The sequence below is a fragment of the Pseudomonas sp. FG6 genome (assembly GCF_057809015.1).
Genome location: NZ_JBMDJD010000013.1, coordinates 1 through 24,017, shown reverse-complemented (window position 1 = coordinate 24,017; position 24,017 = coordinate 1). Strand labels below are relative to the sequence as shown.

The window sequence follows — 24,017 nt, the reverse complement described above, 5'->3', positions numbered from 1 at the left end:
GACCCGGCTTGATGTCCATCAACTCTTGAACGATCAGCGCAATGCAATCACCGTTGCCCATTGTGCTGGCGTCACTGGCATCACCGACAGCCGCGAGCCTTTCTGCACCAGCGGCATCTCGGCCAGGGCGCTCTGTTGCTTGAGAAAGTCGAGCTTCAGTACGCGGGCAAAGGTCTCGACATGGGCCACGTCGATCGCGGTCCAGGGGTTTTTGTCCGGGCTGGCCTTGGGGTCGAAATAATGGCTGTCCGGGTCTAGGGCCGTGGGATCGGGATACGCCGCCTGGATGATGTTGCCGATGCCGGCGATGCCCGGCTCCGGGCAACTGGAGTGGTAGAAGAAAAATGAATCACCCACCGCCATGGTCCGCAGGAAATTGCGCGCCTGGTAGTTGCGCACTCCATCCCAGCGAGCCTGGCCGAGTTTTTCCAGGGCTTGGATGGACAGCTCGTCGGGCTCGGATTTCATCAGCCAATAGGCCATGTTTTCTACTCCAGGGCGATGCCGAAAAAAAAGTTCAGCGATTTTATGACAAACCGACAGTCGGTTGACGCCAGCGTTTGCGTGTCGGTTCAGGTTGCCGCAAAATGCCGGCCTTCCAAGCTTGACGCTGCTGCACGGCCAAATAAGAAAACCGCTGCTGTCATCGTGTGGGATATGCCTTGAGGGGGGCAATCGATGAAACGCAAACCGGATTTGTTGTGGATCTTGGTCATTCTGTTTGGCCTGGGTGTCGTGACCACGGGTTACGCCCAGAGCTTATGGGCCAGCAAGACCGAAACACCTGTGGACGTCACCCAACCCGCGCCGTCGCTTAAACGCTGAACCGTCTTCCAGCTGCCGCCTAGGGTTTGTACGAAAAGTTGCCGAGCGGCGCTATTGCGCGATGTACCATTGCCGGTCACTGACCGTTCCTTGCAGTGGCACGTCCCAGCTTGCTTGCGCCAAGCGCTCGACCTTCTGACACTCATGCGCCAGGCCCAGCAATGTTGGCTTGCGCCACTGCTTGCGTCGCGCCAGGTACGCCAGGCTTCGATCATAGAAGCCGCCGCCCATGCCCAGTCGGCCGCCGACATCGTCAAAACCTACCAGTGGCAACAACACCAGGTCCAGCGTCCAGACCTTGCGTTGGCGGGCGATGTTCATCCGGGGTTCGAGGATGCGAAACCGATTGGGCTGCAGTTTTTCGCCGGGGCGGATGCGCTGGAAAACCATCTTGGTCTGCGGCCAGGGACTGAGCACCGGCAGATAGGTGGCCTTGCCCCGACGCTGGGCGGCGCGCAGCAACAGGCGCGGGTCGATCTCGCCATCGTTGGGCAGGTACAGGGCGATGTGGCGTGCCCGGCGAAACAATGGGTGCTGGGCCAGTTGCCGATAGAGCCCGCGGGCGGCATCGCGTTGCTGGGCGGGTGTGAGGGCGCGACGGGCCTGGCGCAGCAGGCGTCGCAGTTGCGGGCGGGGCAGCAGCGCAGGGTCGCTCATGTCCGGGCTTCGAAGTGGCCTATGGCTTTACAGCGTAACCGCAAATGGCCTGGCCGGAAAATGCCTGGGCCAGACACAACAATGCCAGTCTAGATGACTGGCATTGTCTGAAAATCCAGGCTCCCCGGATGAACCGCTGTCGGCTTAGCCCTTGAACCCGAGAGTTCAAGGTGGAAGTTGCAGGGGGCGTTAAGGCTTTCCGTCAAGTGGACATGCACACCGGCCCCAACGTGCAACCCCCGTGGTTGTGCGTATCGGCTCAGGGACATCACCAACTGGCAAGCACCCCAGGGAGTGGCGCCAGTATACCCCAGGCTGTCTCGCGAATCAGCCCTTGCTGACGTCCGGATCGGTGGCCAGCACCAAATCCACCCGTTCCAGCAGGTCGCGCACCTGTTCACGGGTCGAACCGCTGACCTGCAGGTCCGGCGTATCCTGGCGATGCAGCAGGTCGTGGGTAATGTTCAAGGCGGCCATGACGGCGATCCGGTCGGCGCCGATGACCTTGCCGCTGCTGCGGATCTCGCGCATCTTGCCATCCAGGTAGCGGGCGGCACTCACCAGGTTGCTGCGCTCTTCCTGGGGACAGATGATCGAATACTCTTTGTCGAGGATCTGCACGGTAACGCTATTGCTTGAACTCATGAGTCTTGCTCCAGGGCCTTGAGGCGCGAAATCATCGATTCGACCTTACGCCGGGCGATTTCGTTTTTTTCAATGAGGTGCGCGCGTTCCTCGCGCCAGGTTTTTTCCTGAGCTAATAGGAGTCTGTTTTGGCTCTTAAGTTGCTCGACCCGGTCAATTAGCAATTCGAGTCTGGCCATCAGCGCTTGCAGGTCGGTGTCTTCCATTGTGTCCACTGAAGATTGTGTCTGATGGAGGGATGTGGGTCGCACGGCCTTTATGGTCTTGGCGAGTCTGTCGATGTAGGATACAAGGCCTCCATTCTAGACATAGCGCCGTCTGGCGCCTAGCTGCCCATGCCCATTCAGAATTCCCCGTACCAAGCCTTCGCCACCCTGCTGAGCACCAGCGGCCACCCCGTCTCGCCTGCCGAATTGCATGGCTTGCTGCTCGGCCGCAGTTGCGCCGGTGCCGGCTTCGATGCCGACGGTTGGCTGGCCGACGCCGCCGAGCTGCTGGAAGGCGAACCGGCGGACAACGTCCGCAATGCCCTCATCGGCCTGCAGGAAATGGTCAAGGGCGAGCTGACCAGCGACGACATGACCGTCGTCCTGCTGCTGCCCACCGACGATGCCCCCTTGGCCGAACGCGCCGTTGCGCTGGGCCAGTGGTGCCAGGGCTTCCTCGCCGGCTTCGGCCTGACCCGCCGCGCCTATGCGCTGAGCGCCGAGGCCAACGAAGTGTTGCAGGACCTGGCGGCGATCTCCCAGGTCCAGGATGCCCTGGAAGAATCCGAAGACGGTGAAAGCGACTACATGGAGGTGATGGAATACCTGCGCGTCGCGCCGTTGCTGTTGTTCTCCGAGACCAAGAAAACCGATGCTGCGGCTGCCAAGCCGTCTTTGCATTAATTCTAGAGGGAACACCGTCTGCCCATGATTCATATCCCGAAATCGGAATACAGTCGTCGCCGCAAGGCCTTGATGGCGCAGATGGAACCCAACAGCATTGCAATCCTGCCCGCCGCCGCCGTTGCGATCCGCAACCGCGACGTCGAGCACGTCTATCGCCAGGACAGTGACTTCCAGTACCTCAGCGGTTTTCCCGAACCGCAAGCCGTGCTGGTGCTCATGCCGGGCCGCGCCCATGGCCAATACATCCTCTTCTGCCGCGAGCGCAACGCCGAACGGGAGTTGTGGGACGGCCTGCGGGCCGGCCAGGAAGGGGCGATCGGTGACTACGGCGCCGACGACGCGTTTCCCATCACCGACATCGACGACATCCTGCCGGGTCTGATCGAAGGCCGCGACCGGGTGTATTCGGCCATGGGCAGCAACCCGGAATTTGACCGACACCTGATGGAGTGGATCAATGTGATTCGCTCCAAGGCCCACCTCGGCGCCCAGCCGCCGAACGAATTCGTTGCCCTGGATCACCTGCTGCACGACATGCGCCTGTATAAATCAGCCGCGGAAGTGAAGGTGATGCGCGAAGCGGCGCGGATTTCGGCCCAGGCGCATATCCGGGCGATGCAGGCGGCGCGCCCCGGGCTGTACGAATACAGCCTGGAAGCCGAGCTGGATTATGAGTTCCGCAAGGGCGGGGCGAAGATGCCGGCCTATGGCTCGATCGTCGCGGCAGGGAACAACAGCTGCATCCTGCACTATCAACAGAACGACGCGCTGCTCAAGGACGGTGACCTGGTGCTGATCGACGCCGGTTGTGAAATCGACTGTTACGCCAGCGATATCACGCGTACCTGGCCGGTCAACGGCAAGTTTTCGCCCGAGCAGAAGGCGATCTATGAAGTGGTGCTGGCGGCCCAGGAAGCGGCATTCGCGGAGATTGCGCCGAACAAACACTGGAACCAGGCGCATGAAGCGACGGTCCGGGTCATCACCGAGGGGCTGGTGCGCCTGGGCTTGCTCGAAGGCGAGGTGGACGAGTTGATCGCCAGTGAGGCCCACCGGGCGTTCTATATGCACCGCGCCGGCCACTGGCTGGGCCTGGACGTGCACGATGTGGGCGAGTACCGGGTCGGTGGCGAATGGCGAGTGCTCGAAGTGGGCATGACGCTGACGGTGGAACCGGGCATCTACATCAGCCCGAACAATCGCAACGTGGCGAAGAAATGGCGCGGCATTGGCGTGCGCATCGAGGATGACGTGGTAGTAACCAAGACCGGTTGTGAAATCCTGACCCGCGGCGTGCCGAAAACGGTCGCCGAAATCGAGGCCCTGATGGCCGCCGCACGGGCTAGCGCAGCATGAGCCGGGTCAATGTGGCGATCGTCGGCGGTGGCCTGGTGGGCGCGAGTCTGGCCCTGGCCCTGCAGGCCGGCGCCAAGGCCCGTGGCTGGAAGATTCTGCTGATCGAACCCTTCGCCCCCGGCGATGCCTGGCAGCCAAGCTACGATGCCCGCTCCTCGGCATTGTCCTATGGGGCCCGGCAGATCTATCAGCGCCTGGAGCTCTGGCAGGCGATTTCCCCGCGCGCCGAACCGATCAAGCAGATCCACGTGTCCGATCGCGGGCGGTTTTCCACGGCGCGGTTGTCGGCCATGGAAGAAGGTGTGCCGGCCTTGGGCTACGTGGTGGAGAACGCCTGGCTCGGCCAGTGCCTGTGGCAAGGTCTCGACAAAGACGTGGTGAGTTGGCACTGCCCGGCGCAAGTCACCCGGATGGAGCCCCTGGTCGACGGCTATCGCCTGACCCTTGACGACGAGACCACTGTTGCGTGCGACCTCGCCGTGCTGGCCGACGGCGGCCGTTCCAACTTGCGCGAGCAGTTGGGCGTCGGTGTGCGCAACCGCCCTTATGACCAGAGCGCCCTGATCGCCAATATCACCCCCAGCGAAGCCCACAACGGCATGGCCTTCGAGCGCTTCACCGATGACGGTCCGATGGCCTTGCTGCCGCTGCCGGAAAATCGCTGTGCACTGGTCTGGACCCGTCAGGGCATGGACGCGCAACGGCTGGCGGCCCTCGACGAGCGCAGCTTCCTCAGCGAACTGCAGGGCGTGTTCGGCTATCGCCTGGGCACCCTGAAGCAAGTGGGTGCGCGACACCTTTACCCGTTGGCGTTGGTGGAGGCCGAAGAACAGGTGCGGCCACACCTGGCCATCCTGGGCAACGCCGCTCATAGCCTGCACCCGATTGCCGGGCAGGGGTTCAACCTGTCGCTGCGCGACGCCCAGGCCTTGGCCGATGCCTTGCTCGACAGCGACACCGCGCCGGGCGACTTTGCGGTGTTGCAGGCCTATCGTGAGCGCCAGCGCCTGGACCAGACCCTGACCGTGGGTTTCTCCGATCAGGTCACGCGCCTGTTCAGCAGCAGCCTGCCATTGGTGTCCGTGGGCCGTAACCTCGGCCTGCTGGGCCTGGACCTGTTGCCGCCGGCCAAGCGCTGGTTCGCCCGTCAGGCCATGGGCCTGGGGACTCGGCCCGATGTGTGGGACTAATCATTCTTTTCATGGGCGGCTCATGTCGCCCGCAAAACAGGCTTGAAGCATGGAATTGCGTGCAGATCTGCTGATTGTCGGCGCCGGTATGGTTGGCAGCGCCCTGGCGCTGGCCTTGCAGGGCAGCGGCTTGCAAGTGCTGCTGCTCGATGGCAGCCCGATGAGCGTCAAACCCTTCGACCCCCAGGCGGCGTTCGAGCCTCGGGTCAGTGCCTTGTCGGCGGCGAGCCAGCGGATTCTCGAGCGCCTGGGCGTCTGGGACGGCATCACCGCCCGGCGCGCCAGCCCGTACACCGACATGCACGTCTGGGACGGCAGCGGTACCGGGCAGATCCATTTCTCCGCCGCCAGCCTGCATGCCGAAGTGTTGGGGCATATCGTCGAAAACCGGGTCGTGCAGGATGCTTTGCTGGATCGGCTGCACGACTGCGACCTGGGCCTGCTGGCCAATGCCCGGTTGGAACAGATGCGCCGCTCCGGTGACGACTGGCTGCTGACCCTGGCCGATGGCCGCACCCTGCGTGCACCGCTGGTGATCGCCGCCGACGGTGCGAACTCGGCCGTGCGCCGCCTGACCGGTGTCGCCACTCGCGAATGGGATTACCTGCACCACGCCATCGTCACCAGCGTGCGCGGTGCTCTGCCGCATCGGATGACGGCTTGGCAGCGTTTTACCGACAACGGCCCGCTGGCCTTCTTGCCCTTGGAGCGAGACGGCGAGCACGACTGGTGCTCGATCGTCTGGTCGACCACACCCGGCGAAGCGCAGCGCTTGATGGCGCTCGATGACGTTCAATTCTGCAGTGAGCTGGAGCGGGCCTTCGAAGGCCGGCTCGGCACGGTGCTGAGTGCCGACCCGCGCCTGTGCGTGCCGTTGCGCCAGCGTCATGCCAAGCGCTACGTGGCCGAAGGGCTGGCGCTCATCGGCGATGCGGCCCATACCATCCACCCATTGGCCGGGCAGGGGGTGAACCTGGGCTTTCTTGACGCCGCCGTGCTGGCCGAAGTGTTGTTGCGGGCGGCCGGACGTGGCGAGCGGCTGGCGGACGTCAAGGTGCTGAGTCGCTACGAGCGGCGGCGAATGCCTCACAACCTGGCGCTGATGGCGGCGATGGAAGGTTTCGAGCGGCTGTTCCAGGCCGATCCCTTGCCGGTGCGCTGGTTGCGCAACACCGGGTTGAAACTGGTGGACCACATGCCCGAGGCCAAGGCGCTGTTCGTGCGCGAGGCGCTGGGGTTGATTGGGGATTTGCCGGATTTGGCCAAGGCCTAGGTTTTTTCCTGGGCGGGTCTTATGGAACACAGGCCTCATCGCGGGCAAGCCTTGCTCCCACAGATGAATGTTGGGCTGGCTTTTGTGGGAGCAAGGCTTGCCCGCGATAGCGGACGCAAAAGCGCTGCACATTTCAAGGTCGCAACATTTGGAAATGTGTCCATCCACTGTTCGATTGAGATGCCAAATGTGAGTCCTTATCATTTGCGCACTTCATTTCCGAGAGAACGCTCCCATGTCGGCACCCAAGCGCCTCCTGTCCGCCCTCGCCCTGACCCTGATCGGCGCCACTGCCGCCCAGGCTGCCGATGAGGTGGTGGTCTACTCCTCGCGGATCGACGAGTTGATCAAACCGGTCTTCGATGTCTACACCCGGAAGACGGGCGTCCCGGTGAAGTTCATCACCGACAAGGAAGCGCCGTTGATGCAGCGGATCAAGGCCGAAGGCGAGAACGCCACCGCCGACCTGCTGCTCACCGTCGATGCCGGCAACCTCTGGCAGGCCGAGCAGATGGGCATCCTCCAGCCGTTCACCTCGCCGGTAATCGACGCCAACATTCCTTCGCAATACCGCGCATCTTCCCACGCCTGGACCGGCCTGAGCCTGCGGGCGCGGACCATTGCCTATTCCACCGACCGGGTCAAACCCGACGAACTGAGCACCTACGAAGCGTTGGCGGGCGAGCAATGGGAAGGCCGCCTGTGCCTGCGGACCTCGAAGAAGGTCTACAACCAGTCGCTGACCGCCACCTTGATCGAGACCCACGGCGCGGAAAAAACCGAGGAGATCCTCAAGGGCTGGGTCAGGAACCTGTCCACCGACGTGTTCTCCGACGACACCGCCCTGCTTGAGGCGATCAACGCCGGGCAATGCGACGTCGGTATCGTCAATACCTACTACTATGGACGCCTGCACCAGCAGAAGCCGGACCTGAAGGTGAAGCTGTTCTGGCCGAACCAGGCTGACCGTGGCGTGCACATCAACCTTTCGGGCATCGGCTTGACCAAACATGCACCGCACCCGGAAGCCGCGAAGAAACTGGTGGAGTGGATGACCACGCCGGAGGCGCAAAGCATCTTCGCCGACGTGAACCAGGAATTCCCGGCCAACCCTAAAGTGGAACCGTCCAAGGAAGTGGCGGCCTGGGGCAAGTTCAAGGCCGATACCTTGCCGGTGGAAGTTGCCGGCAAACGCCAGGCCGAAGCCATTCGCATGATGGACCGCGCGGGCTGGAATTGAGATAAATCCCTCAGTGCACTGATGACTTGTGGCGAGGGAGCTTGCTCCCGCTGGAGGGCGAAGCCCTCCCGGAAGACCTGCCGGAATCGACCTGATGAGTAATGATCCCGAATTTTGGGGCTACTTCGTAGCCCAGCGGGAGCAAGCTCCCTCGCCACAGAAGCAGTTTTGCCAGCCATGACATTTGTGCACTCATAGCCTGGGCACACCCCTTCAAACGAGAGCTTCCCTTGGCCCACCCCGTCCAACGCCGCTGGTACCCCTTGGTCTTCGCCATCGCCGCGCTGGTGTTGCTGCCCCTGAGTGTCCTGCTGCTGTCCTGGCAGACGATCGACCAGCAGATCTGGTCCCACCTGTGGGACACCCAGATGCCGCGTCTGTTGGGCAACACCCTGACGCTGATCCTGGGGGTTGGGGTTGGGGTGACGCTGCTGGGCGTGAGCCTCGCCTGGCTGACCAGCTTGTGCGAGTTTCCCGGGCGCCGTTGGCTCGACTGGGCGTTGATGCTGCCGTTTGCGATCCCAGCCTACGTGCTGGCGTTTGTCTTCGTTGGCCTGCTGGATTTTGCCGGCCCCGTGCAGACGCTGCTGCGCGAGTGGTTGGGCACGGGCCTGCGGCTGCCGCGGGTCCGTTCCACCGGTGGCGTGATCCTGGTGCTGGTGCTGGTTTTCTACCCCTATGTCTATCTGCTGGCGCGCAGTGCGTTCCTGGCCCAGGGCAAAGGCCTGATGGAAGCGGCCCGGGTGCTCGGGCAATCGCCGTGGCAGGCGTTCTGGCGCGTGGCGCTGCCGATGGCCCGGCCGGCCATCGGTGCGGGTGTGGCGCTGGCGCTGATGGAAACCCTGGCGGATTTCGGCGCGGTGTCGGTGTTCAACTTCGACACCTTCACCACCGCCATCTACAAGACCTGGTACGGCTTCTTCAGTCTCTCCAGCGCTGCCCAACTGGCCAGCCTGTTGTTGCTGGCGGTCATGCTGGTGCTCTACGGCGAGCGCCGCGCCCGCGGTGCCCATCGGGCCAGTAACGAGCGACCCCGGGTCAAGGCGCTGTACACCTTGCGTGGCTTCAAGGCCATGGCGGCCAGTAGCTGGTGTTTCCTGGTGTTTGCCTGCGCGTTCGTCATTCCGGTCTTGCAACTGGTGGTGTGGTTCTGGCAGCGCGGTCGTTTCGACCTGGACGAGCGTTATGCCGGATTGATCCTTCACACCCTGTACCTGGGTGGCCTGGCGGCGTTGGTCACGGTGTGCGTCGCCTTGCTGCTGGCGTTCGCCCGGCGATTGGCGCCGACCCGCCCGATCCGGGCCGGCGTCGGCCTGGCTAACCTGGGCTATGCCCTGCCCGGCTCGGTGCTGGCGGTGTCGATCATGCTTGCATTCAGTTACCTGGATCGCGAACTGGTCATCCCGCTGTCGACCTGGCTGGGCGGCGCCGGCAAGCCGTTGTTGCTGGGCAGCCTGTCGGCGCTGTTGCTGGCCTATCTGGTGCGTTTCCTGGCCGTGGCCTACGGCCCGTTGGAAAGCAGCCTGGGGCGGATTCGCCCGTCGCTGCCCGAAGCTGCGCGCAGTCTCGGGGTCAGTGGGCCGCGACTTTTTTTCAAAGTGTATCTGCCGTTGCTGCTGCCCGGCACCTTGAGCGCGGCACTGCTGGTGTTCGTCGATGTCCTCAAGGAAATGCCCGCGACCTTGCTGATGCGTCCGTTCGGCTGGGACACGCTGGCGGTGCGGATTTTCGAGATGACCAGCGAAGGCGAATGGGCCCGCGCCGCCCTGCCGGCGTTGACCCTGGTGCTGGTAGGGTTGTTGCCGGTCATCGGATTGATACGACGCTCGGCCCATCGAAACAGCTAGGTGTCAGTCCTACATCATGCGGCTACAATGCGCGGCATTCGGTGCGGTCCGATTGTAGGACCGGGCAGTCGAGAGCAGCTGAAAAACCATCTGTGCGACAGGTGTCATTGCTGTGCGATGCCCTGAGCACCTTCGCCAAGCCCGGAAGGAGAAACCCATGGGACAGCGCACGCCTCTGTATGACCTTCATCTCGCCCTCGGCGCGAAGATGGTCGATTTTGGCGGTTGGGATATGCCTTTGCATTACGGCTCGCAAGTCGAAGAACACCATCAGGTGCGGCGCGACTGCGGCGTGTTCGACGTATCCCACATGACCGTGATCGATATCGCCGGTTCCCAGGCCAAGGCCTGGCTGCAACGCCTGCTGGCCAATGACGTCGATCGCTTGCAAGACGCAGGGCGCGCCCTGTACAGCGCCATGCTCAACGAGCGCGGCGGCATCGTCGACGACATGATCGTCTACCGCGTCGAGGACGGCTACCGACTGGTCTTCAATGCTTCGACCCGCGATCAGGACCTGGCCTGGATGCAAGCCCAGCTCGCCGGGTACGACGTGCAACTGCATGAGCGTTCCGAACTGGCGATGCTGGCGATCCAGGGGCCCCATGCCCGCCACAAGATTGCCGAGCTGGTGACGCAATCGCGCAGCCAGTTGATCCAGCAACTCAAGCCTTTCGAAGGTCGTGCCGACGGCGACTGGTTCATCGCCCGCACTGGCTACACCGGTGAGGATGGATTGGAGATTGTCCTGCCTGCCCACGAAGCCCCGAGTTTCTTCAACGACCTGGTGGGCGCCGGCATTTCTCCCATCGGCCTCGGCGCCCGCGACACCTTGCGCCTGGAGGCCGGCATGAACCTCTACGGCCGCGATATTCACCAGGATGTTTCGCCGCTGGCCTCGAACATGGCCTGGAGCATCGCCTGGGAACCGGCGAGCCGCCAGTTCATCGGGCGCAGCGCGCTGGAAGCCGAGTTGGCGAAGGGCGTGCAATACAAACTGGTCGGGCTGGTGCTGGAGGAGCGTGGCGTTCTGCGCGCCCATCAGGTGGTCCGTATCGCCGATGTTGGCGAAGGGGAGATCACCAGTGGTAGTTTTTCTCCTACGCTTAGCAAGTCGATCGCCCTGGCACGTGTTCCGATGGCCACCGCCGACCGTGCCGAGGTAGAAATTCGTGGCAAGTGGTACCCGGTACGGGTGGTCAAGCCGACCTTCGTCCGCCATGGCAAAACCCTGATCTAACTCTTTGCGGCAGGCCGCTGGCTGCTGAAACTTTCATTTGAGGACACAGAATATGAGCAACATCCCTGTCGAGTTGCGTTTTGCCGAAAGCCATGAATGGGCGCGAAAGGAAGGCGGTTTGATCGTGGTGGGGATCTCCGACCATGCCCAGGAAGCACTGGGTGACGTGGTGTTTGTCGAGCTGCCGGAAATCGGCAAGGTTTTTGCGGCCGGTGATACAGCGGGTGTGGTTGAGTCGGTGAAGGCGGCATCGGACATTTACTCGCCAGTGGCGGGTGAAGTGGTCGAAGTCAACGAAGACCTGGCCTCCGAGCCGGAAGCGCTGAACAACGAACCTTACGAAGCGTGGATCTTCAAGGTCAAGCCTGCCAATGCCGATGCGGACCTGGCCAAGCTGCTGGATGCAGCGGGCTACGCAGAGGCTATTGGCGAGTAAATACCAGCCGCTCCCACAAAGTGAGTGAAGGGTTGCAAATCGCCGGGCAAAAAAATGCCGCTCAATCGAGCGGCATTTTTCATGGGCCGGGAATCAGTCCTGGGCGACGGCGTTTTTTGCCAGGATCGCGTTGGCCAGTTCCATGTCGGTGGCCTGCAGGCCTGGGTTGTCGGCGCGGACTTTCTGCATCGCGGCCTCCAGATAGGGGCCACGGATAGTGCCGTCACTGGCGACGAAGCTGCCGGCGTCGTCCTGGGCGGCGACGATCAGCTTGTGGTCCTTGAAGGTCAGGTAGGTAGAGCCGGTGGTTGCACCGGAAGAGATGACGTTACGCCAAAACGTGTCGGCCATGGCCGAGCCCACAGGCAAAGAAAGCAGGGCTAGGGTCGCGACAGCAAGTTTGAGACGCATGATAGGTGACTCCACTGGGTTAACTATCAGTTTGGATTACCTGCGTCCCGATTCAGTTCCGTGACGGTCCGGTCATGCGTCGCCTGCCTCATTTTTGTTCGCTTTGGGGGGTTACCCGCAGCACCTCCTCGACAGTCGTCAGGCCTGCTGCCACTTTTTGCGCGCCGGACAATCGCAGGCTGCGCATGCCTTCCTTGAAGGCCTGACGACGCACCGCCAACAGGTCGGTGTCAGGATGTATCAGCGCCTTGACGCCGTCGGTCAGTTGCATGATTTCGTAAACCCCGGCGCGGCCGCGATAACCGGTGTCGCGGCATTCCAGGCAACCGACCGCCTGTTGGGCATTGCCCGGCAGCGGGGCCTGCCAGGGACGTGTCAGGGTTTGCCAGTCGTCCTCGTCCAAGGGCAGCGGCGTCTTGCAATGAGGACACAGCGTGCGCACCAGACGCTGTGCCATGACGCCCAATACCGTGGCCTTGATCAGGTAATGGGGCACGCCGAGTTCCAGCAGGCGGCTGATGGCGCTCGGCGCATCGTTGGTGTGCAGCGTCGAGAGCACGAGGTGCCCGGTGAGCGCGGCCTGGATCGCCATTTCAGCGGTTTCCAGGTCGCGGATCTCGCCGATCATGATGATGTCCGGGTCTTGTCGCATCAGGGCCCGCACACCGGCGGCGAAGTTCAGTTCGATGTTGTGCTGGACCTGCATCTGGTTGAAGGACGCCTCGACCATTTCAATCGGGTCTTCGATGGTGCAGAGGTTGACCTCCGGCGTCGCCAGCTTCTTGAGGGTGGTGTAGAGGGTGGTGGTCTTGCCCGAACCGGTGGGCCCGGTCACCAGGATGATGCCGTTGGGCTGGCGCGTCATGTCCTGCCAGCGGCGCAGGTCGTCGGCGGAGAAGCCGAGCTGGTCGAAATCCTTGAGCAGCACTTCCGGGTCGAAGATCCGCATCACCATCTTTTCGCCGAACGCCGTCGGCAAGGTCGACAGGCGCAATTCCACTTCCCCGCCGTCCGGGGTCTTGGTCTTGACCCGGCCATCCTGGGGTTTGCGTTTTTCCGCGACGTTCATTCGGCCCAGGGTCTTGAGGCGGCTGATGATCGCCATCGTCACCTGCGGCGGGAACTGATAGACGGTGTGCAGCACCCCGTCGATGCGAAACCGTACGGTGCCCTGGTCGCGGCGTGGCTCGATGTGGATATCGCTGGCGCGCTGCTGGAACGCGTACTGGAACAGCCAGTCGACGATATTGACGATGTGCGCGTCGTTGGCGTCCGGCTCCTGGTCGCTGGCACCCAGGTTGAGCAGTTGCTCGAAGTTGCCCAGGTTGCTCGACGGCTGGTCGCTCACCGTGGCGCCGCTGACCGATTTGGCCAGGCGATAGAACTCCACGCTCAGGCGCTGGATATCCACCGGATTGGCGACCACGCGCCGGACCGGGAGCTTGAGCACGTGGGTCAGGTCCTCTTCCCAACTGCTGACATAAGGCTGGGCGCTGGCCACGGTGACGGCGTCACGATCGACCGCCACGGCGAGGATCTTGTGGCGCTGGGCGAAGGCATAGGACATCAAGGGCGTGACGGCCGCCACGTTGATCTTCAGCGGGTCGATGCGCATGTAGGACTGGCCGGCCTGGTGGGACAGCCACAGGGTCAGGCTTTCCAGGTCGAGGTGCTTGCCGGGACGGCTCAGATCATCCAGATGCTGGTTGGCGATGAACTCCAGCGGATGCAACTGGGCGCTGGCACTGTGGCGCCGGCGGGCATTGAGCGCGGTCTCGGCGGAGTCCTGGCAGATGAAGCCTTGGGCGACCAGTTGGCGCAGCAGATCATTGAGGTCCAGCCAGCGATCCTGAGTGGCGTGTTTGGTGGACATGCGGGTCTTCCTATTGGGCAATTGCAGCAAAGCCGCGATACAGACGCTTCGGCGTCCTGCTCGTCTGCAAAAGGATAGCCCCGACCTCGTGGACCGTTGGGCCACTACCCGACCAATGCGTTTCGAATTCTTGCGCTCACGGCTCAGCCCATCGCTTGGACTGGCTCGGCCTGCGGGCAATCAGCGTCCTGCAGGTCCACCGAATGCACGCTGATCAGGTTACGAAGTTTTTCCGCAATGACCTGGGCACGGTGCCAGCTCAGCCCCTCCATGAGCACCGTCATCGACAGCAGATCGTCGCGGCGTTCGACCTGGACCTGCCGCGGTGTCAGGCCCTGCAAGGCAAACAGGTTCAGCGCCCGGCACAGCAGGTCCGGCTCGGCTTCGGCCAAAAGTTGGTAGTACGCGCGGCAATGAACATTGTGCAGGTGCCAGACATCGGCGCGGGGCGCGGGTGCGACGGCTTCAAGTGGGGGCATGTTGGATCTCCTTGGACACGGGAGAAATATTTACATGGGGTGCGGGGTATTTCTTATCTAAGATGAGTGCTTTCAAGAAATGTGCGCATCGTATGATTCTTGTATTAGCTAAAAATGGGTTTATTTATGCACGCTGAGTTGGATGGCTACGACCGCAAGATACTGGCCCTGCTCCAAGAGGATGCTTCGCTGTCCAGTGCGCAGATCGCCGAACAGGTGGGTTTGTCCCAGTCGCCGTGCTGGCGGCGGATCCAGCGGATGAAGGAGGAGGGGATCATCCGTGGCCAGGTGACCCTGCTGGATCGCAAGAAGATTGGCCTCAACACGCAGATTTTTGCCGAGATCAAGCTCAACGCCCACGGGCGCTCGAACTTCACCGAGTTCACCGAGGCGATCCGTGGCTTTCCCGAGGTGCTGGAATGCTATGTGCTGATGGGGGCGGTGGATTTTCTGTTGCGCATCGTCACGGCGGACATCGAGGCGTATGAGCGATTCTTTTTCGAAAAGCTGTCGATGGTGCCGGGGATCCAGGAAGTGAACTCGATCGTGGCGTTGTCGGAGATCAAGTCGACGACGAGTTTGCCGGTGGTGCGCTGAAGCTTGTTTTTGCGGCGTTTTGGCTGGCCTCATCGTCGGATCGCCGCCCGGAGCAGGCTCGCTCCCACATGGGTTCAGCGTTGTACACAGATGTTGTGTCCGCTGAAGATCACCTGTGGGAGCGAGCCTGCTCGCGATGGCGGTATTACAGACGCAACAAGATCTTCCAGGCCCGATTCTGGTACACCGCGATCGCCTGTTGCTTGCGCGCCTCCAGGGCTTCGTCGGTGATCGGTTGGTTGGCCAGTTGCGCCAGTTTGTTCAACTCACCGTACAGGCGGTCCATTTCCGGGATGTCCAGCACTTGGCGGGCGTGGTGCATCCAGGCCTGGATCCGTTCGATGCGGGGCAGTTGTTCGGCCAGGTCTTCCGGTTGCTGCTGGTAGCGTTGCAGTTGCAGGGACGAGGCTTCCTCGCTGAGCAGGTGGGGCAGCCAGTTGCCCAGTTGTGCCGCGCCCTGGCGATTGCCGCGGGTGTTGCGGTCGACGGCCCAGCTGCGAGCCAGCAGCCAGCGGGAGGCACTCAGGGAGAACTGGCCCCAGCGCGGGTCCTGCAGCTCTTCGAGGAATTGCTCCGGTGCTGCCTTGCGCACGTCTTCGTCGTCCAGGCCGGCCTGGACCAGCGGGCGCCAATCTTCCAGCAACGCGTCGAGGGCCACCCGCAGGTCATGGGTCGATTGACGCGGTGCGGCCTGGCCGAGGCTGCTCAGCAGGGCGCGCAGTTCGACGAGGCTCTCCACCCAGTCCTGCAACAGGCGCCAGTGGCCGTTGAAGCGGTATTGCTCGGCCAGGCGCTGGCTGCTGCCGAGCAAGTGCCAGCCCAGTGCGGCGAAGGCTTCGTCCAGCGGCATTTCGGCGTTCAGCTGCGGGGCTGGCAGGCTCAGGGCATAGCTGGCGGCGTCATGCAGGCGATAGCCGCGCTCGGCCTTGCTGATGTCGCAGGGCATCAGGGGCAGGGTTTCGGCCAGTTCGGCGGCCAGTTCCAGCAAGGCGGCGGGTTCGCCTTCGCGCAACTCCAGCTCCAGCTCGCAGATCTCTTCCTTCTGCTTGCCCACGACGACGTGGCCCAGGTCCAGAGCGGCTTCGATGACCACCTTGGCTTTGCCGCGGCCCCAAGCGATTTCAGCGCGCTCGCGGACGAAATCGGTGGTGAAGATGGCCTTGAGGGTTTTCTTGTCCAGTTCGGCCAGTGTCTCGGGCCAGCATTCGCCGTCGAGCTTCTTCACATCGAGCTTGGCCTTGGGCAGGTGCCAATCGTATTCGTTGCGCTCGGACAGGCCGGCGATGCTCTGGCCGCGGGTCTTGAGGGTCTGGATCACTTCTTCGCCGTCGCGGCGCAGGCGCAGGGCGACCTTGGCCCGGGCCAGGTCCCGCTCGGGGGTGTCGAAGTACTGGTTCATCAGTTCACGACGTTCCCAGCCGCCCTTGAGGCGTTTTTTCAGCAGCGGATGCTCGCGCAAGGCTGCCAGGGTCTCGCGGCTGACGCGGAGTTTGATTTCGGTTTCTTTCTGCATGGCCGGAAAATCCAGGGATCGGGTGCGCAGCCGGGGGGAGGTGGGGCTGCCAAGGCCGTGCAGTGTACAGGACGCGCGCCGCAACGGTTTATTCCTTCCTGCGGATGGTTCTATGATGAGTACCAATCTGTAAGCCGGAGTCAGCGATGCCTTTGCCGTCCATGAAAGACCAATTCGCTGCCCTGATCGCCGCCCCTTCGGTCAGTTGCACCCAGCCCGGGCTGGACCAGTCCAACAGCGCCGTGATCGAGCTGTTGGCCGGCTGGCTCTCTGAGCTGGGGTTCTCTTGCGATATCCAGCCGGTGAGCCCAGGCAAATTCAATCTGCTGGCCAGCTTCGGCAGTGGCCCCGGCGGCCTGGTGCTGGCCGGGCACAGCGACACGGTGCCGTTCGACGGCGCGTTGTGGCAGACCGATCCACTGAAGCTCACCGAGGTCGACGGCCGCTGGGTCGGCCTGGGCAGCTGTGACATGAAAGGGTTTTTCGCCCTGGCCATCGAAGCGGTCAAGCCGTTGCTGGACCAACCGTTCAAGCAACCGTTGCTGATCCTCGCCACCTGCGACGAAGAAAGCTCGATGTCCGGTGCCCGGGCGCTGGCGGAGGCGGGGCGCCCCCTGGGGCGTGCCGCGGTGATCGGCGAGCCGACCGGCCTGCGGCCGATTCGCTTGCACAAAGGGGTGATGATGGAGCGCATCGACATCCTCGGGCGCAGCGGTCATTCCTCCGACCCGAGCCTGGGCCACAGCGCCCTCGAAGCCATGCATGACGCCATGGGCGAGCTGCGCGGCCTGCGCCTGCAATGGCAGCGTGAATTCCGTAACCCGCAGTTCACTGTGCCGCAACCGACCCTGAACTTCGGCTGTATCCATGGCGGTGACAACCCCAACCGGATCTGCGGCCAGTGCTCCATGGAGTTCGACCTGCGGCCCTTGCCGGGCATGGACCCGCAGGTGCTGCGGGCGGCGATCCGGCAGAAGCTTGCGCCCATCGCCGAGCGGCACCAGGTCAAGATCGACTATGCGCCGCTGTTCCCCGAAGTGCCGCCGTTTGAGCAGGCCGAGGACGCCGAACTGGTCCGAGTGGCCGAACGACTGACCGGTTATCGTGCCGAAGCAGTGGCGTTCGGCACCGAAGCGCCTTATCTTCAGCGCCTTGGTTGCGAAACCCTGGTGCTGGGCCCCGGCGACATCGCCTGCGCGCACCAACCGGGGGAATACCTTGAAATGTCACGTTTGCAGCCTACCGTGCAACTGCTGCGGCAGTTGATCGGCCATTACTGCCTGGCCCCGGCCACGGCCGGTTAAATTGCGCCCATCCGGGCCCGTATCCATGAGGAGAGCACGCGTGTCGCCAAGCCTGTTCCGACGATAACCACCAGCCAGCTGTGCGTTCTGTCTCGTCTTTTTTCGGCTGCTATTTATTACAGGCCCAGGTTCATGCCCGAATACGTCAATTGGCTTCGTCACGCTTCGCCCTACATCAACGCCCACCGCGATTGCACTTTCATCGTCATGCTGCCTGGCGACGGGGTGGAACACCCCAATTTCGGCAACATCGTCCATGACCTTGTGCTTTTGCACAGCCTCGGCGTGCGCCTGGTGCTGGTCCACGGTTCGCGCCCGCAGATCGAGACCCGCCTCGCAGCGCGGGGCCTGACGCCTCATTACCACCGTGGCATGCGCATCACCGATGCCGCGACGCTGGAATGCGTGATCGACGCGGTCGGCCAGTTGCGCATCGCCATTGAGGCGCGTCTGTCCATGGACATGGCATCGTCGCCCATGCAGGGCTCGCGGCTGCGGGTCGCCAGCGGCAACCTGGTCACCGCACGCCCCATCGGCGTGCTCGAAGGCGTGGATTACCACCACACCGGTGAAGTTCGCCGGGTCGATCGCAAGGGTATCAATCGCCTGCTGGACGAGCGCTCCATCGTGCTGTTGTCGCCGTTGGGCTATTCGCCCACCGGGGAAATCTTCAACCTCGCCTGCGAAGACGTCGCCACCCGCGCGGCCATCGACCTGGCGGCCGACAAATTGCTGCTGTTCGGTGCCGAACCCGGGTTGATCGGTGAAGACGGGCGCCTGGTGCGCGAGTTGCGCCCGCAACAGGTTCCCGCCCACATGCAACGCCTGGGCAGCGACTACCAGGCCGAGCTGCTGGATGCAGCGGCGCAGGCCTGTCGCGGCGGCGTGGCCCGCAGCCATATCGTCAGCTATGTCGAAGACGGTGCGTTGCTGGCCGAGTTGTTCACCCGCGATGGCAACGGCACGCTGGTGGCCCAGGAGCAATTCGAAGTGGTGCGCGAAGCGGCCATCGAGGACGTGGGCGGCCTGTTGGACCTGATCAGTCCGTTGGAGGAGCAGGGGATCCTGGTACGACGTTCGCGCGAAGTGCTGGAGCGCGAGATCGAACAGTTCAGTGTGGTCGAGCGCGAAGGGATGATCATCGCCTGTGCCGCCCTCTACCAGATCGCCGATTCGGACGCTGGTGAACTGGCCTGCCTGGCGGTTAACCCGGAATACCGTCACGGTGGACGCGGCGATGAGCTGCTGGAGCGGATTGAAACCCGCGCCCGAGCCCAAGGGCTCAAAACCCTGTTCGTGCTCACCACGCGCACCGCTCACTGGTTCCGCGAGCGGGGCTTTGAGCCAAGCAGCGTGGAGCGTCTGCCAGCGGCACGGGCGTCGCTTTACAACTATCAGCGCAATTCGAAGATTTTCGAGAAAGCCCTGTAGGCCCCACGCTGAGGGGCGCCGTCTATCGGAACAAGCCGACCGGCTGAAGCCTTCTTGATTTCAGACAATGAGCCCTTGTCTCGCAATCAATCAAGATCGCAGCACGTGTCGGCGGTTCTGTTGTTAATCGCGACAAATTGGCGCAGTTCGCTGCCATCTGGCGACTGCTCGGAAAGGATTGAGCAATCCATATTCATTAAATCCCGAGGTTGGCCGATATGCCTTTTCGCGGGATGATGCCACCGTGATAGCCGCCATATGTCCGAAACAGCTGAAAAGCGATGAAACAATTCTTTTTCGAATTAAAAAGAATCGATTATTCTCCGGTGCGGTGTAGAGGGGTTAGACCTTCGTCGTAGTCATAAATGGTTACGATTGACTTGTCAGTCACGGTCTGGCGCTAATCGCGCATCCGCGGATTCCGGGCGTTCGATCTGGAACCAGAGACACACAAGAATTAGAAAACGAGAGGAGCTAAGCATGAAGAAGTCCACCTTGGCCATTGCTGTGGCCGTTGGGGTTTTGGCGCAGCAAGCAGGCGCCGCCGGTTTTATCGAAGACAGCAAGGCGTCTGTCAGTTCCCGTACCCTTTATTTCGATAACGATAACCGTGAAACCGGTAAATCGGACCAGCGCGAAACGGCTACTGGCTTGAAGTTCGACTACAAGTCCGGCTTCACCCAAGGCGTCGTTGGTTTTGGTATCGATGCCCAGGCGCTGGTGGGTATTCACCTGGATGGCGGTAAAGGCCACCACCCGGATAGCAACTCCTTCGTTCCAAGCGACACAGACGGTTCGGCCGTGCATAACTGGAGCCGCCTGTCTGGCAACGTGAAGGCGCTTTTCTCCAAGACCGAAGCCCACTTGGGTGGTGCCCTGGCGCCTAACTTGCCGATCCTGGTCGCCAGTGATGGCCGTCTGCTGCCGCAAACCTTTGAAGGTGGCACCGTCACTTCCAAGGAAATCGATAACGTCACTTTCAACGCTGGTCAGCTGGAACACGCCACAGGCCGTGCGTCGAGCAACAGCACTGGCCTGGGCGTCAACGGTGGTTCTGAAGACAGCAACCAGTTCCGTTACGGCGGTGCTGACTGGAAAGTCACCAAGGACCTGACCCTGCAGTACTACTACGCCAACCTGCAAGATTATTACAAGCAGCACTTCCTGGGCGCGGTACACGTTTTCCCGATCAGCGAAGGCCAGTCGTTCAAGACCGACCTGCGCTACTTCGACAGCAGCTCGGATGGCCGTAACGGCGATGCCGGCTATCGTTTCAACAACAACGGTGGCTATGCCAAGAACCCGGGCGAGGTCGATAACAAGACCTGGAGCGCCATGTTCACGTACACCCTGGGCGGCAGCGCATTCCTGTTGGGTCACCAACAAGTTGGCGACGATGGCGGCTTTGTCTACCTGAACCAGGGCAGCCTGGTGAATGACAACGGTCGTAACGAAGGCGCGGGCGGTTCGAGCTTCTACCTGTTCACCGACAGCATGATCAACGGCTTTGTCCGTGCCGGTGAAAACACCACCTTCGGTCAGTACTCCTACGACTTCGCGTCCCTGGGCGTTCCAGGCCTGAAGGCCTCGGTTGCCTACCTGCGTGGTGATGACGTCAAGACCACCAACGGCGCAAGCGATTACTCCGAGTGGGAACGCGACATGCGCGTGGATTACGTGATCCAGCAAGGTGCTTTGAAAGGCTTCGGCACCACCCTGCGTCAGGGTACCTACCGCAGCAGCGGTGCTGGCGACAGCCAGGATCAGACCCGCCTGATCTTCAACTACACTTACAACTTCATGTAAGACGTAGTCGCGTAAAAAAGCCCCGCCCGGCATTGCGCCGGGCGGGGCTTTTTTTGTCAGTCAATTCAGCGCTGTGGCGTGGAGTGCGTCGCGTCCCTACGCAGGATGAACGCGCTGAACGCCAGAAAATCGCCCAGGTGCCGGGTGATGATGGCGACCATGATCGGCAGTTGCAGGGCTTGGTAGTCATGCACGGCGATATTCCTGAAACCCACCATGTTCTTCAGGTTTTTCACCAGGTCTTGCGTCACCCAGCCACTTTGAAAAAGCACCTCGAACACATCCCGGGCACTTTGGGGAACTCCCAGTCGTTCACGGCGAATCAAATGCTGCCCCATGTCCAGTGCCGCTTCACAGGCACGCTGGATATTCAGGATGGCTGAATCCTGGCGGGTGAAGTCGGTGGCGAAGGTAGCGGGATCCTTCTCGTACTCTTCCCGCACCCTGGCGACGCAACGCTCGATACTGGCTGCTTTGTTGATCAGTATGTCATCGGCCATACACGAAGCCTTTTTCTTGAATGTCCTTGAGCAAGCCTGCCCGAGCTTCGTCGAAGGCGGTTTTTTCGCTGAGGATAAAGCTTTCGAACAACCCCGCTTGTACGTCGCGGGCCCAGAGCCTCTGGCCTCGAGTCACGACTTGATATTGCATGACGGTCGTTGCTGCGCGGAGGTCGATCAGATCCACCGGACTGCCAGCGATATCCGCCAAATCACCTGAAAGCTGCCATAACGACACCGGGTCGACCTGGCCGGGTACGAGCACCGCCATATCGACATCACTGTCAGGTCCGGCGGTGCCCTGGGCATGACTACCGAACAGGTAAACGGCCAGCAGTCCAGGGAGATGGTTTTGCAGATGGGCCAACAAAGCTTGAGTGTTCATGCTGCCTATCCTAGCCGCTTGGCCTGAAATCACCTCAATAATTTCGTAGTGCGAATACAAAACAAAAAAAGCCCCGCCCGGCATTGCGCCGGGCGGGGCTTTTGCGTTTTCGAGTCAGGCCCACCCCTGTAGCCCTTCCCGAAGTTTCTCCTCTTGCAGCAACTCGAGGCCTTCTCGAACCTCGCCGGCGATGGTGTGCCGGTATGCGAAAGGGTGCCAGTGAACAGTTTTTTATATTCACTAATGATCTAAATAAATGGATATATATTCTTTTTAAAGCAATCGAAAGCGGTGCACAGTTGGGCTCACAACAACCTCATCCAGGAGCCGCACCATGAGCCTCAGACTTGGCGACATCGCCCCCGATTTCGAACAGGATTCCAGCGCCGGCAAGATTCGCTTCCATGAATGGCTCGGCGACAGCTGGGGCGTGCTGTTTTCCCATCCGGCGGATTTCACCCCCGTGTGCACCACCGAGCTGGGTTTCACCGCCAAGCTCAAGGATGAATTCGCCAAGCGTGGGGTCAAGGCCATTGCCCTCTCGGTAGACCCGGTGGACTCGCACCACAAATGGATCGAGGACATCAACGAGACCCAGGACACCGTGGTCAATTTTCCGATCCTGGCCGACGCCGACCGCAAGGTGTCCGACCTGTACGACCTGATCCACCCCAATGCCAGCGATACCTTGACCGTGCGCTCACTGTTCGTGATCGACCCGAACAAGAAGGTTCGCCTGACCATTACCTACCCGGCCAGCACGGGGCGCAATTTCCACGAGATCCTGCGGGTGATCGATTCCTTGCAACTGACCGACAACTACAAAGTCGCCACCCCGGCCAACTGGCAGGACGGTGAGGACGTGGTGATCGTGCCGTCGCTCAAGGATGAAGCAGAACTCAAGCAGCGTTTTCCCAAGGGCTACCGCGCGGTGAAACCGTACCTGCGCCTGACGCCGCAGCCCAATCGCTGACGCAAGACCTGAGCCTGGACCTGTGGGAGCGAGCCTGCTCGCGATAGCGGTGTGTCAGTCGACTTCAATATCCGCTGATCCGCCGCTATCGCGATCAAGCTCGCTCCCACAGGGGGCAAATTTACTGTGCACCAAAGGGTTTTGGCCGTCTCGACGGCCTTTTTTGCGTGTGCAAGTTTTAGCCGGCGCCTGCCCGATATAAACGCGCATTGTTTCCTTGCACTCATTTTTCATAGGAGAACATCTCGTCTATGTGAGATGTTCTTAGCGGATTCTGAAAGATATCTGTAAGACGCTTCCCAAATTTCTCCGGTTGGACTGAAAGTGTCCGTAGCAGGATGGAATGACTCTTTGAATTAATTCACGCTGGCTGCCTTTGGAAGAGCCGATCACGTGCGCGATGGCGCAAGTCACGGACCTAGAATGACCTCAAGTCCTCAGGGTTTACGGACTTCTCCGGCTGATTCCTTTCCGAAACCAAAGGCCAATCACGTCATGCTCAATTCACTTCTTCGGCTTTTTGAACGTCGCGACAATCACCGGGATGCACAACCTGAGGCTGACGCCCCGATCTGGCCGACGCCCGATACCAGGCCCCTCCACCGCTCTTCGCCCCTCGACCCCGAGCGCGGCGCATTGCCCCCGGTGAGAAACTGGAGCCACCCCTTCAAGGACACGAGTCATCCACTGCTGCAACTGACTCAACTCTCCAACGCAGTAGCAGGTTATTACCCGTTGGGGCGTAACGGCCTCTGGCATGGCGGCGTGCATTTCGACATGGGCACCGCCGGGGTACTGGATCAGTCCAGCGTGCATTGTCTGGCCGACGGCGAGGTGGTCGCCTACCGCATCGACCGACACGCACCTACCACGGCCTATCAGATCAACAAGCTGCGTGTGAACAAACCCTTCTCCCGCAACTTTGTGCTCGTGCGCCATCGATTGCAGCCGCCGAAGATCGAAGGCAGCCCGGACACCCCACCCAGCTTGACCGTCTACAGCCTGTACATGCACCTGCAGGATTGGGCGGTTTACCAGCAAGACCCGGACATCGCGCGCCCAGGCTTCTGGCCGGAAGGAAAGACACAGCGGGTCAAGGAAACGGTGAACGATGTACTTCCCGGAAACCTGGACCAGCTCGGC

General features: G+C 61.7%; 24 protein-coding genes, 1 other RNA gene and 1 pseudogene. 15 read left to right on the top strand and 11 right to left on the bottom strand.

The features are described 5' to 3' along the window. Window positions 1-33: 33 nt before the first annotated feature. Window positions 34-483, bottom strand: a complete 450-nt coding sequence (locus tag ACODSJ_RS10665) for an EVE domain-containing protein (protein WP_489101693.1) — start codon at window positions 481-483, stop codon at window positions 34-36. Between the two features lie 195 nt (window positions 484-678). On the opposite strand from ACODSJ_RS10665, the gene ACODSJ_RS10660 reads away from it, so the two are divergent. Then, complete coding sequence (locus tag ACODSJ_RS10660; RefSeq protein ID WP_489101692.1) at window positions 679-825, top strand: hypothetical protein; 147 nt, start codon at window positions 679-681, stop codon at window positions 823-825. 51 nt (window positions 826-876) lie between these two features. Here ACODSJ_RS10660 and ACODSJ_RS10655 read toward each other — a convergent pair whose 3' ends face one another. The 4 genes from ACODSJ_RS10655 to ACODSJ_RS10640 form a co-directional block, all read right to left on the bottom strand. Next, complete coding sequence (locus ACODSJ_RS10655; protein ID WP_489101691.1) at window positions 877-1,482, bottom strand: 5-formyltetrahydrofolate cyclo-ligase; 606 nt, start codon at window positions 1,480-1,482, stop codon at window positions 877-879. Between the two features lie 117 nt (window positions 1,483-1,599). Next, window positions 1,600-1,779: non-coding RNA, 6S RNA (gene ssrS / locus ACODSJ_RS10650), on the bottom strand. 30 nt (window positions 1,780-1,809) lie between these two features. Then, the gene (locus tag ACODSJ_RS10645) at window positions 1,810-2,127 is read right to left on the bottom strand and encodes a cell division protein ZapA (RefSeq protein ID WP_030138126.1); all 318 of its coding nucleotides are present in this window, start codon (window positions 2,125-2,127) and stop codon (window positions 1,810-1,812) included. After that, window positions 2,124-2,333: a TIGR02449 family protein gene (locus tag ACODSJ_RS10640; protein ID WP_489101690.1), complete on the bottom strand. Its 210-nt coding sequence runs from the start codon at window positions 2,331-2,333 to the stop codon at window positions 2,124-2,126. The genes ACODSJ_RS10645 and ACODSJ_RS10640 overlap by 4 nt, the downstream gene beginning before the upstream one ends. Window positions 2,334-2,462: 129 nt before the next feature. On the opposite strand from ACODSJ_RS10640, the gene ACODSJ_RS10635 reads away from it, so the two are divergent. The 8 genes from ACODSJ_RS10635 to gcvH all read left to right on the top strand — a co-directional run bounded on the left by ACODSJ_RS10635 (window position 2,463) and on the right by gcvH (window position 11,602). Beyond that, window positions 2,463-3,017, top strand: coding sequence for a YecA/YgfB family protein (locus tag ACODSJ_RS10635; RefSeq protein WP_489101689.1), 555 nt, complete (start codon window positions 2,463-2,465; stop codon window positions 3,015-3,017). A gap of 24 nt (window positions 3,018-3,041) precedes the next feature. After that, entirely contained in the window at window positions 3,042-4,376 is a 1,335-nt protein-coding gene (gene pepP, locus ACODSJ_RS10630) for a Xaa-Pro aminopeptidase (protein WP_489101688.1), read from the top strand. Further along, window positions 4,373-5,566: a 2-octaprenyl-6-methoxyphenyl hydroxylase gene (gene ubiH, locus ACODSJ_RS10625; protein WP_489101687.1), complete on the top strand. Its 1,194-nt coding sequence runs from the start codon at window positions 4,373-4,375 to the stop codon at window positions 5,564-5,566. The genes pepP and ubiH overlap by 4 nt, the downstream gene beginning before the upstream one ends. 55 nt (window positions 5,567-5,621) lie before the next feature. Next, window positions 5,622-6,839, top strand: coding sequence for a 2-octaprenyl-3-methyl-6-methoxy-1,4-benzoquinol hydroxylase (locus ACODSJ_RS10620; RefSeq protein ID WP_489101784.1), 1,218 nt, complete (start codon window positions 5,622-5,624; stop codon window positions 6,837-6,839). Between the two features lie 235 nt (window positions 6,840-7,074). Then, window positions 7,075-8,079, top strand: coding sequence for an extracellular solute-binding protein (locus tag ACODSJ_RS10615; RefSeq protein ID WP_489101686.1), 1,005 nt, complete (start codon window positions 7,075-7,077; stop codon window positions 8,077-8,079). A gap of 230 nt (window positions 8,080-8,309) precedes the next feature. Further along, window positions 8,310-9,926 carry an ABC transporter permease gene (locus tag ACODSJ_RS10610; protein WP_489101685.1) on the top strand — a complete coding sequence of 539 codons (1,617 nt, stop codon included), beginning with the start codon at window positions 8,310-8,312 and terminating at the stop codon, window positions 9,924-9,926. Between the two features lie 157 nt (window positions 9,927-10,083). Further along, complete coding sequence (gene gcvT / locus ACODSJ_RS10605) at window positions 10,084-11,166, top strand: glycine cleavage system aminomethyltransferase GcvT (protein ID WP_489101684.1); 1,083 nt, start codon at window positions 10,084-10,086, stop codon at window positions 11,164-11,166. Between the two features lie 52 nt (window positions 11,167-11,218). Next, window positions 11,219-11,602 (top strand): glycine cleavage system protein GcvH, encoded by a 384-nt coding sequence (gene gcvH / locus ACODSJ_RS10600; RefSeq protein ID WP_489101683.1) that lies wholly within the window; start codon window positions 11,219-11,221, stop codon window positions 11,600-11,602. Between the two features lie 93 nt (window positions 11,603-11,695). Here gcvH and ACODSJ_RS10595 read toward each other — a convergent pair whose 3' ends face one another. The 3 genes from ACODSJ_RS10595 to ACODSJ_RS10585 form a co-directional block, all read right to left on the bottom strand. Further along, window positions 11,696-12,016, bottom strand: a complete 321-nt coding sequence (locus ACODSJ_RS10595) for a DUF2388 domain-containing protein (protein WP_489101783.1) — start codon at window positions 12,014-12,016, stop codon at window positions 11,696-11,698. An 85-nt stretch (window positions 12,017-12,101) separates the two neighbouring features. Then, entirely contained in the window at window positions 12,102-13,886 is a 1,785-nt protein-coding gene (gene tfpB / locus ACODSJ_RS10590) for a type IV pilus assembly ATPase TfpB (RefSeq protein WP_489101682.1), read from the bottom strand. A 143-nt stretch (window positions 13,887-14,029) separates the two neighbouring features. Next, the gene (locus ACODSJ_RS10585; RefSeq protein WP_489101681.1) at window positions 14,030-14,365 is read right to left on the bottom strand and encodes a hypothetical protein; all 336 of its coding nucleotides are present in this window, start codon (window positions 14,363-14,365) and stop codon (window positions 14,030-14,032) included. A 126-nt stretch (window positions 14,366-14,491) separates the two neighbouring features. On the opposite strand from ACODSJ_RS10585, the gene ACODSJ_RS10580 reads away from it, so the two are divergent. Then, entirely contained in the window at window positions 14,492-14,962 is a 471-nt protein-coding gene (locus ACODSJ_RS10580) for an Lrp/AsnC family transcriptional regulator (protein ID WP_489101680.1), read from the top strand. Between the two features lie 145 nt (window positions 14,963-15,107). Here the strand turns inward: ACODSJ_RS10580 and ACODSJ_RS10575 are convergent, their stop codons facing one another. Continuing rightward, entirely contained in the window at window positions 15,108-16,475 is a 1,368-nt protein-coding gene (locus ACODSJ_RS10575; RefSeq protein ID WP_489101679.1) for a CYTH domain-containing protein, read from the bottom strand. Between the two features lie 146 nt (window positions 16,476-16,621). On the opposite strand from ACODSJ_RS10575, the gene argE reads away from it, so the two are divergent. From argE to ACODSJ_RS10560, 3 genes are all read left to right on the top strand, one after another. Continuing rightward, window positions 16,622-17,779 (top strand): acetylornithine deacetylase, encoded by a 1,158-nt coding sequence (argE, locus tag ACODSJ_RS10570; RefSeq protein ID WP_489101678.1) that lies wholly within the window; start codon window positions 16,622-16,624, stop codon window positions 17,777-17,779. A 132-nt stretch (window positions 17,780-17,911) separates the two neighbouring features. Next, a complete protein-coding gene (gene argA / locus ACODSJ_RS10565) occupies window positions 17,912-19,210 on the top strand; it encodes an amino-acid N-acetyltransferase (RefSeq protein ID WP_489101677.1) in 1,299 nt (432 codons plus the stop codon). A 480-nt stretch (window positions 19,211-19,690) separates the two neighbouring features. Continuing rightward, window positions 19,691-21,016 carry an OprD family outer membrane porin gene (locus ACODSJ_RS10560; RefSeq protein WP_489101676.1) on the top strand — a complete coding sequence of 442 codons (1,326 nt, stop codon included), beginning with the start codon at window positions 19,691-19,693 and terminating at the stop codon, window positions 21,014-21,016. Between the two features lie 65 nt (window positions 21,017-21,081). Here the strand turns inward: ACODSJ_RS10560 and hepT are convergent, their stop codons facing one another. After that, window positions 21,082-21,516: a type VII toxin-antitoxin system HepT family RNase toxin gene (hepT, locus tag ACODSJ_RS10555; RefSeq protein ID WP_489101675.1), complete on the bottom strand. Its 435-nt coding sequence runs from the start codon at window positions 21,514-21,516 to the stop codon at window positions 21,082-21,084. After that, a complete protein-coding gene (mntA, locus tag ACODSJ_RS10550) occupies window positions 21,506-21,901 on the bottom strand; it encodes a type VII toxin-antitoxin system MntA family adenylyltransferase antitoxin (RefSeq protein WP_489101674.1) in 396 nt (131 codons plus the stop codon). The genes hepT and mntA overlap by 11 nt, the downstream gene beginning before the upstream one ends. A 334-nt stretch (window positions 21,902-22,235) precedes the next feature. Between mntA and ACODSJ_RS10545 the strand changes: the two genes are divergently transcribed. Continuing rightward, a complete protein-coding gene (locus ACODSJ_RS10545) occupies window positions 22,236-22,874 on the top strand; it encodes a peroxiredoxin (protein WP_489101673.1) in 639 nt (212 codons plus the stop codon). 495 nt (window positions 22,875-23,369) lie between these two features. Beyond that, window positions 23,370-24,017, top strand: a pseudogene (locus ACODSJ_RS10540) (hypothetical protein); the annotation flags it as partial.

What these genes read in the sequence shown, in the direction of transcription:
- ACODSJ_RS10665 (WP_489101693.1), bottom strand. Translation starts at nt 483, where the DNA reads ATGGCCTATTGGCTGATGAAATCCGAGCCCGACGAGCTGTCCATCCAA.
- ACODSJ_RS10660 (WP_489101692.1), top strand. Translation starts at nt 679, where the DNA reads ATGAAACGCAAACCGGATTTGTTGTGGATCTTGGTCATTCTGTTTGGC.
- ACODSJ_RS10655 (WP_489101691.1), bottom strand. Translation starts at nt 1,482, where the DNA reads ATGAGCGACCCTGCGCTGCTGCCCCGCCCGCAACTGCGACGCCTGCTG.
- ACODSJ_RS10645 (WP_030138126.1), bottom strand. Translation starts at nt 2,127, where the DNA reads ATGAGTTCAAGCAATAGCGTTACCGTGCAGATCCTCGACAAAGAGTAT.
- ACODSJ_RS10640 (WP_489101690.1), bottom strand. Translation starts at nt 2,333, where the DNA reads ATGGAAGACACCGACCTGCAAGCGCTGATGGCCAGACTCGAATTGCTA.
- ACODSJ_RS10635 (WP_489101689.1), top strand. Translation starts at nt 2,463, where the DNA reads ATGCCCATTCAGAATTCCCCGTACCAAGCCTTCGCCACCCTGCTGAGC.
- pepP (WP_489101688.1), top strand. Translation starts at nt 3,042, where the DNA reads ATGATTCATATCCCGAAATCGGAATACAGTCGTCGCCGCAAGGCCTTG.
- ubiH (WP_489101687.1), top strand. Translation starts at nt 4,373, where the DNA reads ATGAGCCGGGTCAATGTGGCGATCGTCGGCGGTGGCCTGGTGGGCGCG.
- ACODSJ_RS10615 (WP_489101686.1), top strand. Translation starts at nt 7,075, where the DNA reads ATGTCGGCACCCAAGCGCCTCCTGTCCGCCCTCGCCCTGACCCTGATC.
- gcvT (WP_489101684.1), top strand. Translation starts at nt 10,084, where the DNA reads ATGGGACAGCGCACGCCTCTGTATGACCTTCATCTCGCCCTCGGCGCG.
- gcvH (WP_489101683.1), top strand. Translation starts at nt 11,219, where the DNA reads ATGAGCAACATCCCTGTCGAGTTGCGTTTTGCCGAAAGCCATGAATGG.
- tfpB (WP_489101682.1), bottom strand. Translation starts at nt 13,886, where the DNA reads ATGTCCACCAAACACGCCACTCAGGATCGCTGGCTGGACCTCAATGAT.
- ACODSJ_RS10585 (WP_489101681.1), bottom strand. Translation starts at nt 14,365, where the DNA reads ATGCCCCCACTTGAAGCCGTCGCACCCGCGCCCCGCGCCGATGTCTGG.
- ACODSJ_RS10580 (WP_489101680.1), top strand. Translation starts at nt 14,492, where the DNA reads ATGCACGCTGAGTTGGATGGCTACGACCGCAAGATACTGGCCCTGCTC.
- ACODSJ_RS10575 (WP_489101679.1), bottom strand. Translation starts at nt 16,475, where the DNA reads ATGCAGAAAGAAACCGAAATCAAACTCCGCGTCAGCCGCGAGACCCTG.
- argE (WP_489101678.1), top strand. Translation starts at nt 16,622, where the DNA reads ATGCCTTTGCCGTCCATGAAAGACCAATTCGCTGCCCTGATCGCCGCC.
- argA (WP_489101677.1), top strand. Translation starts at nt 17,912, where the DNA reads ATGCCCGAATACGTCAATTGGCTTCGTCACGCTTCGCCCTACATCAAC.
- ACODSJ_RS10560 (WP_489101676.1), top strand. Translation starts at nt 19,691, where the DNA reads ATGAAGAAGTCCACCTTGGCCATTGCTGTGGCCGTTGGGGTTTTGGCG.
- hepT (WP_489101675.1), bottom strand. Translation starts at nt 21,516, where the DNA reads ATGGCCGATGACATACTGATCAACAAAGCAGCCAGTATCGAGCGTTGC.
- mntA (WP_489101674.1), bottom strand. Translation starts at nt 21,901, where the DNA reads ATGAACACTCAAGCTTTGTTGGCCCATCTGCAAAACCATCTCCCTGGA.
- ACODSJ_RS10545 (WP_489101673.1), top strand. Translation starts at nt 22,236, where the DNA reads ATGAGCCTCAGACTTGGCGACATCGCCCCCGATTTCGAACAGGATTCC.